The following is a 17,089-nucleotide window of genomic DNA, read 5'->3' as shown; positions in this document are numbered from 1 at the left end:
ACGCGCGCCATCCCCAAAAATCACGGGGAGTTTACCGGTGATTCTTGATGATCGGCAAGGGTCAAGTGGGCGTGGGGCCGCCAATTCTCCCGAAGGGCTTGTCGCCGTGACATTTGCCGTGATTGCCCTTGTGGAAACAACAGGCTAGACGTTGAAGCAGCAATAGGAGCCCGCGTCGTCATGCCTGCGAAACTGTCGGTCAATCTCAACGCCATCGCCATGCTGCGCAACCGCCGGGATCTGCCCTGGCCGAGCGTCACCGGCCTCGGCCGGATTGCGCTCGAGGCAGGCGCCAGCGGGCTGACCGTCCACCCCCGGCCGGACCAGCGGCATGTGCGCTTCAGCGATCTCGCGCCTATCCGCGCGTTGATCGATACCGAGTTTTCCGACACGGAATTCAACATCGAGGGCTTTCCCGAGGAGAGCTTCATGCGCCTCGTCGAGGAGCACCGTCCCGAACAGGTGACGCTGGTGCCGGACGATCCGGCGCAGGCGACGTCCGACCATGGCTGGGATTTCCGCAAGAACCACAACCTGCTCGGCAACATCGTCGGCCGGCTGAAGAAGCTGGGCCTGCGCGTTTCCGTCTTCGCCGACGGCGAGCCGGACCGCGAGGCGCTGACCATCGCGCGCGAGCTCGGCGCGGACCGGATCGAGCTCTATACCGGCCCCTATGGCGGCTGCTACGACGATCCGGCGGAGGCGGCGCGCATCGTCGAACTGCTCGGCGAGACGGCGGACATCGCCTTCGAACTCGGCCTCGACGTCAATGCCGGCCACGACCTGACCGTCGCCAACCTGCCGGCGCTCGTCGCCCGCATTCCGCGCCTTGCGGAAGTGTCGATCGGCCATGGCCTGACGGCCGACGCGCTGGAATACGGCATGGCGGAAAGCGTGCGCCGCTTCTGCCGCGCCTGCGGTCAGGACGTCTGAGGGACGCGCGGCGCGCCCCCGAGAGGGAGCGCCGCATCATCTTCGCATCAGCCGAGGAAGGCTGCCTTGCTGGCGGCGACGAAATCCTCGAAGGAGGTCGGCGCGCGGCCCGACAGCGCTTCGGCGTCGCCCGTCACCATCGCGATCTTGCCCTCGCGCGTATTGGCGTCGAAGGAGACGATGGTCGGGATGAAGCCTTCCGGCAGGCCGGCGGCCTTGAGGCCTTCGGCAAGCTGAGCATCCGTCACATGCACCACGTTCAGCGGCTTGCCGGTTGCGGCGGAGACGATGGCGGCGATCTCTTCGGCCGTGCGGCTCTTCGTGCCCGTCAGCGTGTAGGTCCTGCTTTCGCTGCCGGCCTTCAGGGCGGCGCCGGCAATGGCGGCGGCCGTATCGGCGCGGGTGATGTGGGCGATCTTGCCCTCGCCGGTCGAGGTGTACCAGGAGCCGGTCTCAAGCGCATGCGGCAACGACATGAAGAGGTTTTCCGCATACCAGCCGTCGCGCAGGATCGTATAGGGGATGCCAGTCGCCTTGATAGCTTCCTCGGTGCCGAGATGGTCGGGCGCGAAGGTGACGAGCGAATCGTCCGGCTGCGGCATGGAAGTGTAGAGGATGTGCCTGGCGCCGGCCTTCTTCGCGGCGGCGACGGCGGCCTTGTGCTGGGCGAGGCGCTTGCCGGGCGTGTCGAGCGCGTCGGTGGAGATGATCAGGACCTTGGCCGCGCCGGCAAAGGCCGCGTCGAGCGAGGCCGGGTCGTCGAAATCGGCGGCGCGCACGGTGACGCCCTTCGCCGCATAGTCGGAGAGCTTGGCGGTATCGCGGCTGGTGGCGATGATGCTGCCGGGGGCGATCTTGCCGGAGGCTAGGAGCGTATCGAGGACGAGGCGGCCGAGCTGGCCGGAGGCGCCGGTGACGAGAAGCGTGTCGGTCATGTCTTTCCCTTTCAGGCAGGCGCGGCGGCGGGTGCCTCGGGTCCTGCTGCATGTTGGTCTCTTATTGAGACTTGCTCTTATCTGGTAATCTGCTAGGAGATGTAAAGAAGGCAGTTTTTTCTGCGGTGGTTACCTGGAGGGAACCGGCTATGAACAAGGTCGTCGACCGTGCCGAAGGCGAGCGCGTCATCCTGATCGACGGGGTGCCCATGTCGATGGACGATTGTCCCGTGCGAGATGTGCTGGACAGCGTCGGCGGCAAGTGGACCTCGCTGATGATCCTCGGCCTTGCCGATGGTCCGCGCCGCTTCTCGCAACTGCGCCGTTTCATCCCGGACATTTCGCAGCGCATGCTGACCCAGACGCTGCGCGACCTGCAGCGCGACGGCTATCTCACACGCACCGTCTACCCGACCCAGCCGCCGAGCGTCGAATACGCGCTGACGCCGCTCGGCCAATCCTTCCTTGCACTCCTGCGCTCGCTCGTGCAGTGGTCTACCGAGAACCATACCGCGATCCGGGCCGCACGGACGGCCTATGACGCGGAGCAGGATTGACGCTTCGGCCAGCGGGCCGCATCGGGGAAGGGCATGAAGCCACTGGATATCGGCATTGCCGGCGCGGGGCCCGCGGGGCTTGCCGCGGCACTGTTTCTGTCGCGCGCCGGCCACAGGGTCGAACTCATCGAGCGCTTCGCGCATCCATCGCCGGTCGGCTCCGGCCTGTTGATGCAGCCGACCGGCCTGACGGTCCTCGACGCGCTCGGCCTTTCCCCCACCATCCATGCGCTCGGCAACCGCATCGACCGGCTGCACGGCGCGGACGCGCGCAGCGGCCGCACCGTGCTGGACGTGCGCTACGACGCGCTGGCCGGCGGCCGTTATGGACTTGCCGTGCATCGCGCCGCGCTGTTTTCGACCCTGCATGACGCCGTCGTGGTGGAGCGGATTCCCGTCCGCACCGGCATCACGCTCGCCAAGGCCGAGACCCGGCAGGCGCGCACGGCGCTGCACGATCCGGATGGCGAGATCGTCGGGGACTACGACCTGGTGATCGATGCGACGGGCGCACGCTCGCAGCTCGTTTCGGCCTCGGTCGTTGCTCCCAAGATCAAGGAACTGCCCTGGGGCGCCTTCTGGGCGACGCTCGATTGCGACGGGATCGCGCATGATGCGCGGGCGCTCTCCCAGCGCTATGACGCGGCGAAGGTCATGATCGGCGTGCTGCCGGTCGGCCGGGCGCATCCGGGCGAAGGGCGCAAGGCCGCCTTCTTCTGGAGCCTCAAGACGGCGGATGCGGAAGCGGTGAAGCAGGCCGGGCTTGAGCGCTGGAAGGGCGGCATTCTTGGCTACTGGCCCGAGGTCGCACCCTTCCTCGATCAGGTCACGGACTGGGAGCAGCTGACGCTCGCCCGCTACGCCCACCGCACCACGCTGCCGCCGCATGCCGACGGCATCGTCTTCATCGGCGACAGCGCGCATTCCACCAGCCCGCAGCTCGGACAGGGGGCCAACATGGCGCTGCTCGATGCGGCGGCGCTGGCGCATGCCCTTTCCTCGGCGCGGTCGGTGGAAGAGGGGCTTGCCGCCTATGCGAGCGCCCGGCGCAATCATGTGCGCCTGTTCCAGCTTCTTTCCTATGTCTTCACGCCGTTCTACCAGTCGGATTCGCGGTCGATCGCCTGGCTGCGCGACCGGCTCGTCGCGACCGTCGCGAAAATCCCGCCGGCGCCGCAGATCCTGGCTGCCATCGTCTCGGGCACGCTTGCGGACCCATTCACGCGGGCCGGCCTGGAGGAATGCCGCTGGCTGGAAAGAACGCTTCTGGAAGCGTGACGCACCGCGCGATTCGAGCGTGCGCCTCGCCGGAACGGCAGGCACAAAAAAGGCCGGTCGAAACCGGCCTTTTTCATTTTTCCGTGGGGCGGATCAAGCTGCAGCGAGCTGATCGGCCGACATCTTGCCGGACTTGCGGTCACGGATCAGCTCGAAGCTGACCTTCTGACCTTCGTCGAGGCCGACGAGGCCTGCGCGCTGTACGGCGGAGATGTGGACGAAAACGTCCGGTTCACCGCTGTCCTGCTGAATGAAGCCGTAGCCCTTGGTCGTGTTGAACCACTTTACGGTACCAGTTGCCATGACGAAACCTTTCCTGAGCCGTCAAATCAATCGTCGGCCGCCGTGAGGCGGCCATGGGTGGTCGAATTTGAAGGGGAAGTTCGTGAGCTGCAGGCTGGTGACCCGCAAATGCAGAAGACAACGTTCAAATCTCGATGCGGGAGAAATAGTTGCTTCGCTGCGGCCGGTCAAGAGTTTGCGGGACAGGTATCATTCGTCCGCCAACGGCGCCGGATCGTTCGAACGCGGGGAAACCTGACGCCTAATTCTCTATTCTCTTGCAGTGGAACGTGTCGCCGCTGGCCCCGGACGCCCAGTCCATCTCGGTGGCGGTGATGTTGGCAAGGCCGATCTGGTAATCGTCGGCAAAGGTCAGCGTGTAGGCGTCGCCGTCCTTCTCGCTCTTGAGGACCTGCATGGGGCCTTCGCCGGAATCATAGGTGTCGGCGGTGAAGGTGAAGGTCGAGACCTCGCAGTCCCAGGTGCCGACATAGGGCGGCTCATCGGCGGCATTGGCGGGCAGGACGGCGACGAGGAGGGCGGCGGCGAGGCGAAGCATCGGCAGATCCGTTGAGCGCAGGGGAATGGATGTGCGGGAAACGGATGAGGCCAGCGTCCTATTCGGCACCGATGGAAGAGGCCCGGCCGTTCGGCCGGACCCCTGGAATACCGGCGTGATCAGTTGATCTCGATGTCGCGCCGGTCGTCGCAGTGGCGCACATCCGTGCGGCGTCCGCGCTCGTCGAACAGCACGTACCAGTTGGTCGAGCAATAGGCGCCGCCCTTTTCGCGCAGCAGCTTGCGCTGGAAGCGGGCAATGAGGACCGGCTTGCGCTTCGTTGCGCCGGCGTAATAGTCGCCGCCGTTGCTGGAACCATTGCCCCGGTCACGCGAGGACTGCTGGGCGAAGGACGGCGAGGCAAGGGAGCCGAGCACGGTGGTGACGGCGAGGGTGACGAGAACGATTTTACGCATGGACTTCTCCTTTGTTGAAAGAGCGGTCACGCCGCTCTTGTCCCGGATCATTCCATGCTCGGCGGGGGCTGGCTGTTGCCTGGGTAACAGGGCAAGAAAAGGCCCCGTTTCCGGGGCCTTGCCGTTTGTTCTTGTCAGGCGGGGCGTCGCTTGTCGACGCGATGATGGTCGAGGAAAGCGGCGATGGCCGCCTCGCCGCAAAGGCGGCGCTGCTCGGTAAGAGCCGTCGCAAGGCGGGCGGCATCGCCGAACGTGACGATCTCGATGTCCACGGCCGCCGGATTGCGGGCGAGCGTATCGGAAACGATATCCGCCATCGTGCGCGGCAGGATATCGGTGCAGTCCCGCATGCTTTCAAACACAATGCCGATGGGAATGATGCGATCCTCGAAGATCACCATCGGTTCGGCACGTTCGTCTTCCCAGGCATCGAAAGCCTCGAGGGCATCACCGAACAGTTGCTGGAGCGTGATGGGAGCATGTCCTTCGTGAAGGTCTGGCAGGAAATTCAACATTTTCTGTCTCCTTGGCGTAAGGGCGATTGGCTTCGTACTCCTGACTGAGGCCCGGAATGCCGGCGTGCCGACGCACGAAGCGTGGCCTGCCGCACTGCAGGTCTCACAAATCTTAACAAGCGGAAACGGATTGGGAAGCGAAAAATTTTGTGCAATCCGTCAAGGAACTGTTCCTTTCTTGGAGTTCTGTTTCAAATCAGAAGGATAGCCGGAAGAAAATTTCCTTCCGGTTGTGCGCTGCAACAATTATTGCGTGCCGCGACATGCCGCTCACAACTGGTCTTCGTGGGCAAATCACCTTGAGATTCGCTTCCGAAAGAAGCTGTTGACCGGCGGGCCGCGGAGCGCTAGAAGATGGCGAACCGTACGGTACGGTACTTAAAGTTTGATGGGTGAAGATCGTGCAGACGATGGAGCAGGGCAGGGCAGGCGCAGCGGCCGCGGGACTGACGGAACGTCAGGGCGTGGTGCTGGAGCATGCGCTCGGCCTGCTCGTCGGGGGCGGCGAGCGGGCGCTGACGACGGCCGGCGTGGCGCGGGCGGCGAACTGCTCGAAGGAAAGCCTCTACAAGTGGTTCGGCGATCGCGACGGGCTGATCTCGGCGATGATCACCTACCAGGCCGGCAAGGTGCGCACGGTCGAGGCCGAGGCGGGCAAGCTGACGGCCGAAACGCTGCGCACGCATCTTCTCGCTTTCGCGCGCGACCTCATCGACGTTCTCTCGGGCGACGTCTCGCTGGCGCTCAACCGCCTTGCCATCGGCCAGGCGAGCCGCGAGGGCGCCGGGCTCGGCCGCCTGCTGCAGGAGCGCGGCCGTCGGCAGATCGGCAAGCGGGCGGCGGCCCTGCTCGAAGCCGGCCGAAAGGCGAAGCTGCTTGCATTCGACAGCGCGGACGAGGCATACGGCACGCTCTACGGCCTGATCGTCTCGGACATGCATCTGCGCATGCTTCTCGGCGAAGATGCCGCAGCGCTCAAAAAGGAATTCTCGCCGCGGGCGGAGAAGGCGGTGGACGCCTTCCTGACCCTCCACGGTGCGAAAGGATAAGCCGGCAGGACGGACCGCCGGCTAGGATTAAAACAGACAAGCTAAGGGAAGGAACCATCGATGCGCGTCTATTACGATCGTGATGCCGATCTCAACCTCATCAAGGCGAAGAACGTCGCCATCGTCGGCTACGGCTCGCAGGGCCGTGCCCACGCACTCAACCTCAAGGATTCCGGCGCCAAGAACGTCGTGATCGCCCTCAAGGCCGGCTCGCCGACCGTCAAGAAGGCCGAAGCCGACGGCTTCAAGGTCATGACCGTCGCGGAAGCCGCCAAGTGGGCCGACCTCCTGATGATGGCGACGCCGGACGAACTCCAGGCCGACATCTACAAGGGCGAGATCGCCGGCAACATCCGCGACGGCGCGGCCATCGCCTTCGCGCACGGCCTCAACGTTCATTTCGGCCTCATCGAGCCGAAGTCCTCGGTCGACGTCGTCATGATCGCGCCGAAGGGCCCGGGCCACACGGTTCGCGGCGAATACCAGAAGGGCGGCGGCGTTCCCTGCCTCGTCGCCGTTCACCAGAACGCCTCGGGCAATGCCCTCGACCTCGCGCTCTCCTACGCCTGCGGCGTCGGCGGCGGCCGTTCGGGCATCATCGAAACCAACTTCAAGGAAGAGTGCGAAACCGACCTCTTCGGCGAACAGGTCGTTCTGTGCGGCGGTCTCGTCGAACTGATCCGCGCCGGTTTCGAGACGCTGGTCGAAGGCGGCTATGCGCCGGAAATGGCCTATTTCGAGTGCCTGCACGAAGTGAAGCTGATCGTCGACCTGATCTATGAAGGCGGCATCGCCAACATGAACTACTCGATCTCCAACACGGCCGAGTGGGGCGAATACGTCACCGGTCCGCGCATCATCACCGACGAGACGAAGGCCGAGATGAAGCGCGTCCTGAAGGACATCCAGACCGGCAAGTTCACCTCCGAGTGGATGCAGGAATGGAAGGCCGGCGGCGCTCGCTTCAAGGGCATCCGCCGCAACAACGACTCGCACCAGATCGAGGAAGTCGGCGCCAAGCTGCGCGGCATGATGCCCTGGATCGGCAAGAACAAGCTGGTCGACAAGGCCGTCAACTAATCGCTTCCGACCTGTTCGGAACGACGGGCCGGGCGGTTTTCCGCCCGGCCTTCTATTTCAGGCATACTGAAATAATGCAGCGCATCCATTTCTGTCATTGCGGCGCAGCAAGTATTGAACTTGCGTAATTCGCCGAATGGGAACAAAATACAACAGTGTTTCGTTCCGCTGTCAGGAGGATAGTGCGATGACCACGATTATCCAATACTTCGCCTGGTTCGATCTTTTCATCCTTGGCAGTATAGCCATGCTGGTGCTGCTGAGCCTTTACGGCGACCGGACGACCTGAGTCCGGCCGGTGGCTGAAATCGCCGGTGGCGCGCATTCGCTCCGGCGCATTTAATTCCGCACGAAACCTTGGGTGTGCGTGTCTTTTCTGGCGCGAATATTTAGGTCAGTATTATTGACATAATAACGGCGCCGTGATGAGGTGCGTTCAAACAACAAGCCCGAGGAAACCCTATGTTCAAATGGGAACAGGCCTTCGCGACGCGTGCGTCGCGCATGAAGGCGTCCGAAATCCGTGAATTGCTGAAACTGCTGGAGCGGCCTGACATCATCTCGTTCGCCGGCGGTATTCCGGACCCGGCCCTGTTCCCGAAGGAAGCCTTTTCCGCCGCCTATACGGATGTGCTTGCGGGCGAGGGCGCGGCCGCGGGTCTGCAATATTCGGTCAGCGAAGGCTACAAGCCGCTGCGCGACTGGCTTGCCGGCGAGATGGGCAAGCTCGGCATCGCCTGCAGCGCGGACAATGTCTTCATCGTTTCCGGCTCGCAGCAGGGCCTCGACTATCTCGGCAAGCTCTTCCTGTCGCCGAAGGACACGGCGCTCGTCACCTGGCCGACCTATCTCGGCGCGTTGCAGGCCTTCAATGCCTATGAACCGACTTACGACCGGCTGAACCTTTCCGGCAACCGCACGCCGGACGCCTATCGCGCCACGGCGGCGGAGGCGGGCGGCCGCGTGAAGTTCGCCTATCTCTCCGCCGATTTCGCCAACCCGACCGGCGAAACGGTCGACCGCGCCGGCCGCGAAAAGCTGCTCGACCTTGCCGAAGAGCTGGAAATCCCTGTCATAGAGGATGCCGCCTATCAGTCGCTGCGTTATGACGGCGAGGCGGTTCCGCCAATCCTGGCGCTGGAAATCGCCCGCAAGGGCAATATCGATGCCACGCGCACCATCTATTGCGGCAGCTTCTCCAAAACGCTCGCGCCGGGCCTGCGCGTCGGCTACATCGTCGCGGCCGCGCCCGTCATCCGCAAGCTCGTGCTGATGAAGCAGGCGGCGGACCTGCATTCCTCGACCATCAACCAGATGGCGATCGCCCATGTCGCCGAGCGTGGTTTCGACGCGCAGGTCGCGAAAATCCGTGCCGCCTATAGTGCGCGCCGCAATGCCATGCTGGCCGCGCTGCAGAAATACATGCCCGATGGCGTCACCTGGACGAAGCCGGAAGGCGGCATGTTCGTCTGGGTCACGCTGCCGGCCGGCATGGACGGCGCGAAGCTGCTCGCCCGGTCCATCGAGACGGAAAAGGTCGCCTTCGTTCCAGGCCAGGCCTTCCACGCCGACGGCAGCGGCGCCAACACGCTGCGCCTCAGCTTCTCCTGTGCAGATGCCGCGACCATCGAGGAAGGCATTTCCCGCCTCGGCCGGCTGCTCGGCAGCGAGCGGGTTGCTGCGTAGGCGCAGGACGGCAGCAGGGCATTGCCTCTGTGAAGACCCCTCCCCAAACCCCTCCCCACAAGGGGGAGGGACTTAACGCGCGGCACGCTCGGCGTGAAAAATGGAAGGAAGAGCAGGCGGCCAGCCTTCTCCCCCCTTGTGGGGGAGATGCCGGCAGGCAGAGAGGGTTTGCGAGCCGCTTGCATCCGAAAATGGCGTCAGCCGGATGAGGACGGCTATTCGCCAAGCCACGCCCGCGCCGCTTCGAAGACGAGGTCCGGCAGGACTTCGAACGTATAGGGCGCGTGCACGCGCTCCCATTTCTGATGATAGTCACGCCCCCAGGGGCCGATATTGACCGTCGGAAAGGCAAGCAGCCCTTCGGGCGCATTGTCGGTGACGGCGGCCGATGGCGTGTTGGCGGCGAGCAGGCCGGCTTCGCGCGCCTCCGGCCGATGGCCGAAGAAGCTCATGTCGGAAATGCCGGCGAAGATCTGCTTGAATTTGATCGACGTGCCGTGCCGGCCTGCGGCGTCTTCCATCACGCGCTGAAGCTTTGCCTGCATGTTGCCGGCGTCGGAATGCTCCAGATGCACCAGCGGATAGTGCAGGCTGCCGAAGCCGACGATGACGGCCGGGCCTTCGATGCCGGCCTCGGTCGCAGCCGCCGAGACGATCTCCCGGCTCACCTTCAACGGATCGGTGCCGCCGGAAAGCGAGCGGTCGAGGGCGTCGAGCCGCGCCAGCGCCGCCGCGCCGCCGCGCGCCTCCACCCGCTCCAGAAGCTCGGCATAGGTCAGCACGAGGCCATCGGTGCTTGCCGCTGCCGCGCCCCGGTAGCGGGCGGCGTGGGCGTCCTGCGTTTCGAGCGCGGCTTGCAGGGCGCCGGAGACGATGGCGCGGAATTCGCCGATTATGTCGCTGGCGCTGCGCCGGTGCGTCAGCCAGTTGAAGGAGAGCCAGACGCGGTCTGGTGTCGTCACGTCGTAACCGTCGCGGATGTCGCGGGCTTCAAGGCAGACCGGTGGCGGCGAACGTTCGCCGAAGGCTTCGTCGCTGAGCTCCGGCACCGTATCCATGGCGCGGACGATTTCCGCGCTGATGCGGTGGGCGCTCGTCCCGTTGAACGGATAGCCGGCATGGGTCGGGCGGCCGATGACGAAGGCGAACGGCGCGAACTTGCCGATGGAGCCGAGATAGACCGCGCGGCCTTCCTCGCCGTTGCGCTCGCAGCTCGATGCATCGAGATTGATGCCGCCGACAATGTCGAGGTCGAAGCGGCGGGCGATCTCCGGCAGGGCGTCGCGCAGGCTGCGCATGCCGCGCGAGCGGTTCTCCTCGTCAGGCGTCGCGACGAAGAGGAGGTTGCCTTCGGGGGCGTCCCGCCCGGCGAAGCGCTCCAGCACCGCAATGCCGGCGGCAAGCCCGCTCTTCATGTCGAGCAGTCCTCGTCCGGCGATGAAGTCGCCGCTCTCGAAATCCTCGAGCGCCTTCGCCTCCGCGCCGTTCAGCGGGCGGCTGCGAAGCTCTGCAAGGAGGGCTTGCGTCAGCGGCTCCGGATCGCAGGCGAGCGGCGCGAGCGTCCCGTAATTGGCGATGGAGACGGTATCGAAATGGCCTGCCAGCACCACCGTTCGCCGGCCCTTGCCGCGCACCAGCGCCACGACGTTGCGCGTCAGCGGCTCGCCGTGGCTGTCGACGGTGAGGAGCTGGTCCGGATGGCGCTGGAAATAGGGCGTCGCCGCAAGATGCGCCGCAAGCCTTTCCGAAAAGGCCGCCTCGTCCGGCGAGCCGGTCACGCTCGGCCAGCGGGTCATCAGCAGGGAGAGTTCGCGGGTGCGCGCGGCGGCGGTGCGGAGGGCGGTTTCGCTCATTGGGGACATGGGGCCTGCCGAAAGCTGTTGCGTTGAAGAGAGCACAAGGCTAGCCAAGGACGACGGCAGGCGAAACGGCAATCTTCTGTGAAAATTGCTGTTCTTCCTGCCGTTTCGTCACCTCTTATTGGCATTTCGGCAGCATGGACACGATCGATCGCAAACTTCTCGCCCTGTTGCGCAAGGATGGCCGCGCCTCGCTCTCGGCGCTTGCGGCGGAACTCAAGGTGTCGCGCGGCACTGTGCAGAACCGCATCGAGCGGCTGACGCGGGACGGCATCATCGCGGGCTTTTGTGTGCGGGTGACGGAGGCCGACGATCCCCATGCGGTGCGCGCCGTCATGATGATCGAGATCACCGGCCAGAAGACGCTTGCCGCCATCAAGGCGCTGCGCGGCATTCCGGAAGTGCGCGCCCTGCACACGACGAACGGCGCCTGGGACCTCGTGGCGGAACTCCACGCCGAAAATCTCGTCGAGTTCGAGCGAGTGCTGCGCGGTATCCGCGCCATGGACGGCGTGTCGAAATCCGAGACGAGCCTGCTGCTGACGACCCTTTGAAGGCAGCGGGCTACGGCATCACCACGTCGATCTCCTCGCCCGTCGAGGAATAGGTGACGCGCCCGCCCTTCCAGCCGTCCGGGCCTTCGAGGCGGATTTCCAGCGTCACCTTACCGTCCGGCGAGGGCACCATGAAACTGCCGTCGGGCGTCGGCAACTGGCCGATCGAGAATGTATAGCGCGAAAGCGCCATGTCCGAGCCGACCTTCAACCGGGTGAAGGTGCGCGCGGTCAGTTCGTTCAGCTTCTCCGCCGAGAAGAAGGCGAGGTCGTCCATCCGGTAGAGCCGTTCGGGCCGGAATTCCGCATCCCACGGCATAATCATGCTGGACGCGGTGATACCGCGGTCGTTGGCATTGTAGTCGCGCATCTTGCCGGGCGTATCCGGCACTTCGGCGAGGATGCGCATCGAATCGTTGTTGACACTGATTTCGGAGAAGCGCGCGTTCTTGCCAAACTGCTCGCTGACGGCCGCCAGCGTCTCGCGTGTCGTCTTGGGATCGAGCCAGTTGCGTTTCGGCTGGCGCGCGGCGGGAAGATTGGCGACGCGCACCGTGCCATCGGCCGTCAGCTCGATCGAGCCACCGTTGGAAAACAGCGTGAGTTCACCCGGCTGCCCCCAATCGGTGAAATGCACGGTCCAGCGCTGCTCCGGCTTGCCGGGCCCTTCCGAAAAGAGCCGCAGCATCAAGTAGTTCAGGCTGGATTTTTCGTTGCCCCATGCCTTGATCGCATTGTCGCGGACCTTGGCTAGCGGCGCGAGATCGATGTCGGCCAGCGACAAGGCCGGTTCTTGCGCCGTGCCGGGGAACATCGGTGATGTGATCGCCGACCGGGTGACACCGGAAAGATCCCAGGAATAGCCGACGGTGGTTTCCGGCAGTGTCGGGTGATCCGCCTTCACCTGCACGGACTTCGGATAGATCGTGATATCGCGCACGATCGGCCTGGTGCCGATGACGGAGATCAGGCTTTCGAGCGCCGCCTCCTTCGGCCAGTCGTCGTCCTTGTAGAAATCCATGTTGCGGGCGCGCACCGTGTTGGAGAGGTCGCCGCCGATGATGGTGCCTGCGGCATCCGTGTAGACCGTCGCGGTTTCGCGCGGCGAGGAGACATAGAGCGTCCAGCGGATGTCGCCATAGGCGGGCGTCGGCAGCAGGTTCACCCGCCGGGCGATCTCGATCGTCTGGATGGTCGCCGTGTCTTGCAATCTGGCATAGGCGATGGCGCGTCCCACCACCTCGCTGACCTTGTTGAGCGCGATGTCATCAAAGGAAAAGAAGCCGGCGGCGGGATCGGCCACGATGGCCGGGGCCGGTTTTGCCGAAGGTCCGCTCACCCCCTCCGACGGGAAGAAGAAAAAGCGGTTCGCCGTCCGCACCTTCCATTCCTCCACGTCGCCCGGCCGCGCATCGCCGCGCACGAGCACGGTGACGTCCTTCTCGGTGATTCGGATCGTATGAACCTGCGCCTTGCGGCCGAGCGCCTCGGCGATGAGGCCCGCGGCCCGCGCGGCATCGCCCGGCGTGCCGATATAGCCTTCAGCGGCATACGCCGGCAGGCTCGCGAGCAGGACGAGGGCAAGCCATGCCGCCAGGAACGCCCGCCTCATGCTGGATGCCGTTGCCATGACCGATCCCTCCACCCGTCACCGGAATGCGCATCATTCGTGAGGAGAAGACGGGAAGGGCGGGTGCTTTATTCCGGCGCTGGCAACGAGGGCGTGAAATTGCGCTTTCCATCGCCGGTCAGGCGGATACACTCCGCCGGCATACCCGGAAGGACCCCATGTCGCTACGCCTCGCCACCTTCAATATCGAAAACCTCATGACCCGCTTCGATTTCACGGGTTTTCGCAACCAGGTTCGCCAGGATCGCGTGCTGCGCCTGTTCGATATCCGCAACGAGGCGGAATACCAGCGGCTGGAGGAGGCGCGCACCATCGCCCACACGGACGACGCCCGCCAGCACTCGGCGCTCGCCATCGCCGATGCGGATGCCGACATCCTCTGCCTGCAGGAAACCGACAACATGGCGGCGCTGCAGGCCTTCGAATACGGCTATCTCTTTCGCATGGTCGGCAACGGCTACCGGCAGAAATACCTGATCGAGGGCAATGACAGCCGCGGCATCGACGTTTCCGTGCTGATGCGCGAGGAGACGCGCGACGGCCAGCGCATCGAATGCATCGACATCCGCAGCCACGCATCCGTCACCTATCGCGATTTCAACCTCCACACGCCGGATCTCGGCCAGGGGGCGAACCCCGACGACAAGATCTTCAAGCGCGATTGCCTGGAAATGGACCTGCGCATCGGCGGGCGGCCGCTGACGCTCTATGTCGTGCACTTCAAGTCGATGGGGCCGGGCCGGGAGGGCATGGACGGCCGCCAGTCCACCATGCCGGTGCGCACCGCCGAGGCGCGCGCGGTGCGCCGCATCATCGAAAACCGCTTCGGCGCCGGTCACACGGCCGGCAAGGCCTTCGCGATCTGCGGCGACATGAACGACTATCAGGAGAAGCTGGCGATCGAGGGCGACAAGCGCACCGGCTACCGTTTCGTGCCGCAACAGGAGGCGGTGAGCGCGCTCGATGTCTTCAGCGCGGACGGCTTTGCGGTGAACCCGATGCTGCGCCGGCCGGTGGATGACCGCTGGACGCTCTTCCACAGCCGCGGGCCGGAGGAGCGCCATCTTTGCCAGCTCGACTATATCTGGCTCTCACCCTCGCTTGCCGAGCGCAATGCGCATCACATGCCGGAGATCATCCGCGCCGGCCAGCCGTTCCGCACGCCCTTTCCGCCGGGGCAGGAGGTGGAGCGCTATCCGCGTGTCGGCTGGGACCGGCCGAAGGCGTCCGATCATTGCCCGGTCGTCATGACGCTCGATCTGTGAGCCGATGACGGCGTCATTTTTGCTTGCCCACAGCGGAGGGCTCGGGCAGGTTTAGGCGACGCTTCCGGGTGAAAATCGAACAGGGAGAATGTCTTGCCCCGCCGCTACGCCATCTACGACGTCTTCACCGATACACGGCTTGCCGGCAATCCGCTGGCCGTTGTCTTCGATGCCGACGGTCTTAACGATGACACGATGCAGCGCATCGCAGGTGAGTTCAACCTCTCCGAAACGGTCTTCGTGAAGGCGGCGGAGAGCCCGACGCATACCGCGCGCCTGCGCATCTTCACGCCCGGCGTCGAACTGCCCTTTGCCGGCCATCCGACGGTGGGCGCGGCGATCGCGATTGCAGAGGCCGGCGAAGGCAACGGGGCAGGGCCGCGCGATCAGGTATGCGTGCTGGAAGAGAATGTCGGCCCGGTGCGCTGTGCGGTGAAATTCGGCGTCGGCAAGGCCGCCTTCGCCGAGTTCGACCTGCCGCGCAAGTCCGCGCGCCTGGAGGCGACCTTCGACCGGCAGGCGCTCGCCGACGCCTTCAGCCTGAAGCCGGGCCAGATCGGCTTCGAGAATCACGTACCGTCGCTCTGGAGCGCCGGCGTCGCCTTCGTGATGATCCCGGTGCACGACCTTGCGGCGGCCGCCGCCGTGGACTTCGATCCCGCGCTCTGGGAGCGCTGCACGCCCTTCGCCGAGGGCCGGCTTGCCTCGGCCTATCTCTATTGCCGCGGCGGCGTGAACCACAATGCGAAATTCCACGCCCGCATGTTCGCGCCCGATATGGGCATCAGCGAGGATCCGGCGACAGGCTCGGCCGTCGCCGCCATGTCCGGCGCGATCCATTTCTTCGACAAGCTGGTGGACGGGCACCATCCGTTCCTGATCGAGCAGGGCGTCGAAATGCGCCGTCCTTCCCATATCCACCTGCATCTCGACGTGACCGGCGGCGCGATCGCCGGCGCGCGCATCGGCGGAGAGGCCGTGCGCATCGCGTCGGGAACGCTGGATTTGTGACGGTCGTTTTGCGCTGCAGAAGAATTTTCGGCATGAATGCGTTTTTTTCCGACTGCGGTATGGACAAGCCCGGCCACGCCCATTATACGCCCCATCAGACCGCTGGAGCGGTCGTGTGTGGGTGATTAGCTCAGTTGGTAGAGCAGCTGACTCTTAATCAGCGGGTCCACGGTTCGAGCCCGTGATCACCCACCAATCCTTCCCAAATTCCGCTGATTAAACAGATAGTTGCCCGCGAGGGCGAAAATCGATGAACTCCCGGCTTCCCGCCGGTTTGGAAACGGTTTCCAATTCACGTTCCGTTCCTGTTCACGTCCGGTGCCCGAAGAATCGGCGTCAGTCCTTCGACTTGAATGCCTCCGGCGATGCCGCAGACGAGGCGCGCAGAACCAATGCGGGCGGCGATATGACGTGCGGCGCCGGCTCGGCCTGTTCCAGCCGGGCGATGAGCAGGTCGACCGCCGCTGCCGCCACCTGGTCGAGATGGAGGTCGACGGCGGTGAGGGCGGGCGTCGCCAGCTTGGCGCGCATGCCGTCATAACGGGTTGCCAGCCGAAGGTCCTGCGGGACCCTGCGCCCGGCGGCGCGGGCCGCCTCCAGCACGCCGGTAGCGAAGGCGTCCACCGGCACGCAGAGGGCAGAAAGGGCAGGGTCGGCGCGAAAAAGGCTTTCGGCGGCCGCGGCTGCGGCCTGTTCGCCGCCCTGCTCGTCGACGCGGATGGCGAGCGGCGGCGAGCCGGTTCGCGCGGTGAGTGCCGCATAGGCGGCTTCCATCTCGATATAGGAATTGCGTCTTTGCTGGCCGGTTATCAGGCCGACGCGGCCGCCCTCCGAAAAAAGATGGTCGAGCAGCAGATGCGCGGTGGCACCGCTCTGCAGGTCCACAAAGGGGGGGGCGTCGCGCCCCGGCGCACGCCCGATGGAGACGACCTCCACGCCGCGGTCGGAAAAGAAATCCAGCACCGGATCGTCACGCTCGGGCTCGACGACGATGGCGCCGTCCACTTCTAGCGCGTCCAGGCTGTCGCGCGGCCCGAGCGGCGGGACGAGGCAAAGCGAGATGCCGCGCGAAAAGGCCGTTACTGCGGCGGCGGCGGCGATCTCCATCAGGAAGCCGAGCCGGGAAGGGCCGGCGGCGACGGCGAAGGGCATCGACGAGACGAGAGCGATCGATCCGGCCCGCCCGGTGCGCAGGCGCTGCGCGCGGTGGTTGGGCCGATAGCCGATCTCCCGGGCAAGCGCCTCGATGCGCTTGCGGGTTTCCGGCTCGACGTGGCGGCGGCCGCTGAAGGCGTGCGACACCGTGGTGACGGACACGCCCGCCACCCTCGCAAGGTCGGCAATTGTAGGTTTTCCCATGATGCCTCCAGTCAATCTTCTCTAGCATGCCGAGGGGCTGTTCGCAAAACGATTTGCAAATGGCGAAATCTGTGGTACGAAATGCGGCACGCAAAACGATTTGCATAAGCGGCTTGAGGAG

Annotated in this window: 17 protein-coding genes and 1 tRNA gene; 10 read left to right on the top strand and 8 right to left on the bottom strand. The window is 65.0% G+C overall.

The features are described from left to right. Positions 1-180 precede the first annotated feature (180 nt). Positions 181-933: a pyridoxine 5'-phosphate synthase gene (locus Q9316_RS11065; protein WP_306031671.1), complete on the top strand. Its 753-nt coding sequence runs from the start codon at positions 181-183 to the stop codon at positions 931-933. A 47-nt stretch (positions 934-980) separates the two neighbouring features. Here the strand turns inward: Q9316_RS11065 and Q9316_RS11060 are convergent, their stop codons facing one another. Further along, positions 981-1,868: an SDR family oxidoreductase gene (locus tag Q9316_RS11060; RefSeq protein ID WP_306031670.1), complete on the bottom strand. Its 888-nt coding sequence runs from the start codon at positions 1,866-1,868 to the stop codon at positions 981-983. A 149-nt stretch (positions 1,869-2,017) separates the two neighbouring features. Here Q9316_RS11060 and Q9316_RS11055 point away from each other — a divergent pair, with 149 nt between their 5' ends. Both Q9316_RS11055 and Q9316_RS11050 read left to right on the top strand, forming a co-directional pair. Then, on the top strand, positions 2,018-2,425 hold the full coding sequence (locus Q9316_RS11055; protein ID WP_306031669.1) for a winged helix-turn-helix transcriptional regulator: 408 nt from the start codon (positions 2,018-2,020) through the stop codon (positions 2,423-2,425). 33 nt (positions 2,426-2,458) lie between these two features. Beyond that, positions 2,459-3,703, top strand: a complete 1,245-nt coding sequence (locus tag Q9316_RS11050; RefSeq protein WP_306031668.1) for an FAD-dependent oxidoreductase — start codon at positions 2,459-2,461, stop codon at positions 3,701-3,703. A gap of 93 nt (positions 3,704-3,796) precedes the next feature. On the opposite strand, the gene Q9316_RS11045 is transcribed toward Q9316_RS11050, so the two are convergent. The 4 genes from Q9316_RS11045 to Q9316_RS11030 all read right to left on the bottom strand — a co-directional run bounded on the left by Q9316_RS11045 (position 3,797) and on the right by Q9316_RS11030 (position 5,475). Beyond that, positions 3,797-4,006 carry a cold-shock protein gene (locus Q9316_RS11045; RefSeq protein WP_306031667.1) on the bottom strand — a complete coding sequence of 70 codons (210 nt, stop codon included), beginning with the start codon at positions 4,004-4,006 and terminating at the stop codon, positions 3,797-3,799. Positions 4,007-4,247: 241 nt separating this feature from the next. Beyond that, positions 4,248-4,544, bottom strand: a complete 297-nt coding sequence (locus tag Q9316_RS11040) for a hypothetical protein (RefSeq protein ID WP_306031666.1) — start codon at positions 4,542-4,544, stop codon at positions 4,248-4,250. A gap of 119 nt (positions 4,545-4,663) precedes the next feature. After that, positions 4,664-4,960, bottom strand: a complete 297-nt coding sequence (locus Q9316_RS11035) for a hypothetical protein (RefSeq protein WP_306031665.1) — start codon at positions 4,958-4,960, stop codon at positions 4,664-4,666. Between the two features lie 134 nt (positions 4,961-5,094). Continuing rightward, a complete protein-coding gene (locus Q9316_RS11030) occupies positions 5,095-5,475 on the bottom strand; it encodes a hypothetical protein (protein ID WP_306031664.1) in 381 nt (126 codons plus the stop codon). A 410-nt stretch (positions 5,476-5,885) separates the two neighbouring features. On the opposite strand from Q9316_RS11030, the gene Q9316_RS11025 reads away from it, so the two are divergent. From Q9316_RS11025 to Q9316_RS11015, 3 genes are all read left to right on the top strand, one after another. Beyond that, positions 5,886-6,524, top strand: coding sequence for a TetR/AcrR family transcriptional regulator C-terminal domain-containing protein (locus Q9316_RS11025; protein WP_306035275.1), 639 nt, complete (start codon positions 5,886-5,888; stop codon positions 6,522-6,524). 60 nt (positions 6,525-6,584) lie between these two features. Further along, complete coding sequence (gene ilvC, locus Q9316_RS11020; protein ID WP_306031663.1) at positions 6,585-7,604, top strand: ketol-acid reductoisomerase; 1,020 nt, start codon at positions 6,585-6,587, stop codon at positions 7,602-7,604. A gap of 462 nt (positions 7,605-8,066) precedes the next feature. Next, positions 8,067-9,290: an aminotransferase-like domain-containing protein gene (locus Q9316_RS11015; protein WP_306031662.1), complete on the top strand. Its 1,224-nt coding sequence runs from the start codon at positions 8,067-8,069 to the stop codon at positions 9,288-9,290. Positions 9,291-9,505: 215 nt separating this feature from the next. On the opposite strand, the gene Q9316_RS11010 is transcribed toward Q9316_RS11015, so the two are convergent. Next, positions 9,506-11,143 (bottom strand): M20/M25/M40 family metallo-hydrolase, encoded by a 1,638-nt coding sequence (locus Q9316_RS11010; RefSeq protein WP_306031661.1) that lies wholly within the window; start codon positions 11,141-11,143, stop codon positions 9,506-9,508. Positions 11,144-11,286: 143 nt separating this feature from the next. On the opposite strand from Q9316_RS11010, the gene Q9316_RS11005 reads away from it, so the two are divergent. Then, complete coding sequence (locus tag Q9316_RS11005; RefSeq protein WP_306031660.1) at positions 11,287-11,703, top strand: Lrp/AsnC family transcriptional regulator; 417 nt, start codon at positions 11,287-11,289, stop codon at positions 11,701-11,703. A gap of 10 nt (positions 11,704-11,713) precedes the next feature. Here the strand turns inward: Q9316_RS11005 and Q9316_RS11000 are convergent, their stop codons facing one another. After that, entirely contained in the window at positions 11,714-13,333 is a 1,620-nt protein-coding gene (locus Q9316_RS11000; protein ID WP_306031659.1) for a hypothetical protein, read from the bottom strand. 158 nt (positions 13,334-13,491) lie between these two features. Between Q9316_RS11000 and Q9316_RS10995 the strand changes: the two genes are divergently transcribed. From Q9316_RS10995 to Q9316_RS10985, 3 genes are all read left to right on the top strand, one after another. Next, complete coding sequence (locus Q9316_RS10995; protein ID WP_306031658.1) at positions 13,492-14,598, top strand: endonuclease/exonuclease/phosphatase family protein; 1,107 nt, start codon at positions 13,492-13,494, stop codon at positions 14,596-14,598. Positions 14,599-14,691: 93 nt separating this feature from the next. Continuing rightward, positions 14,692-15,609 carry a PhzF family phenazine biosynthesis protein gene (locus Q9316_RS10990; RefSeq protein WP_306031657.1) on the top strand — a complete coding sequence of 306 codons (918 nt, stop codon included), beginning with the start codon at positions 14,692-14,694 and terminating at the stop codon, positions 15,607-15,609. Positions 15,610-15,728: 119 nt separating this feature from the next. Next, positions 15,729-15,804, top strand: a tRNA-Lys gene (locus tag Q9316_RS10985). 141 nt (positions 15,805-15,945) lie between these two features. Here Q9316_RS10985 and Q9316_RS10980 read toward each other — a convergent pair. Beyond that, positions 15,946-16,968 carry a substrate-binding domain-containing protein gene (locus Q9316_RS10980; RefSeq protein ID WP_306031656.1) on the bottom strand — a complete coding sequence of 341 codons (1,023 nt, stop codon included), beginning with the start codon at positions 16,966-16,968 and terminating at the stop codon, positions 15,946-15,948. Positions 16,969-17,089: the final 121 nt, after the last annotated feature.

The sequence above is a fragment of the Shinella zoogloeoides genome (assembly GCF_030733845.1).
GTDB lineage: Bacteria > Pseudomonadota > Alphaproteobacteria > Rhizobiales > Rhizobiaceae > Shinella > Shinella zoogloeoides_C.
The sequence above is the reverse complement of the archived record's forward strand: the minus strand, read 5'-3'. Positions and strand labels throughout refer to the sequence as shown.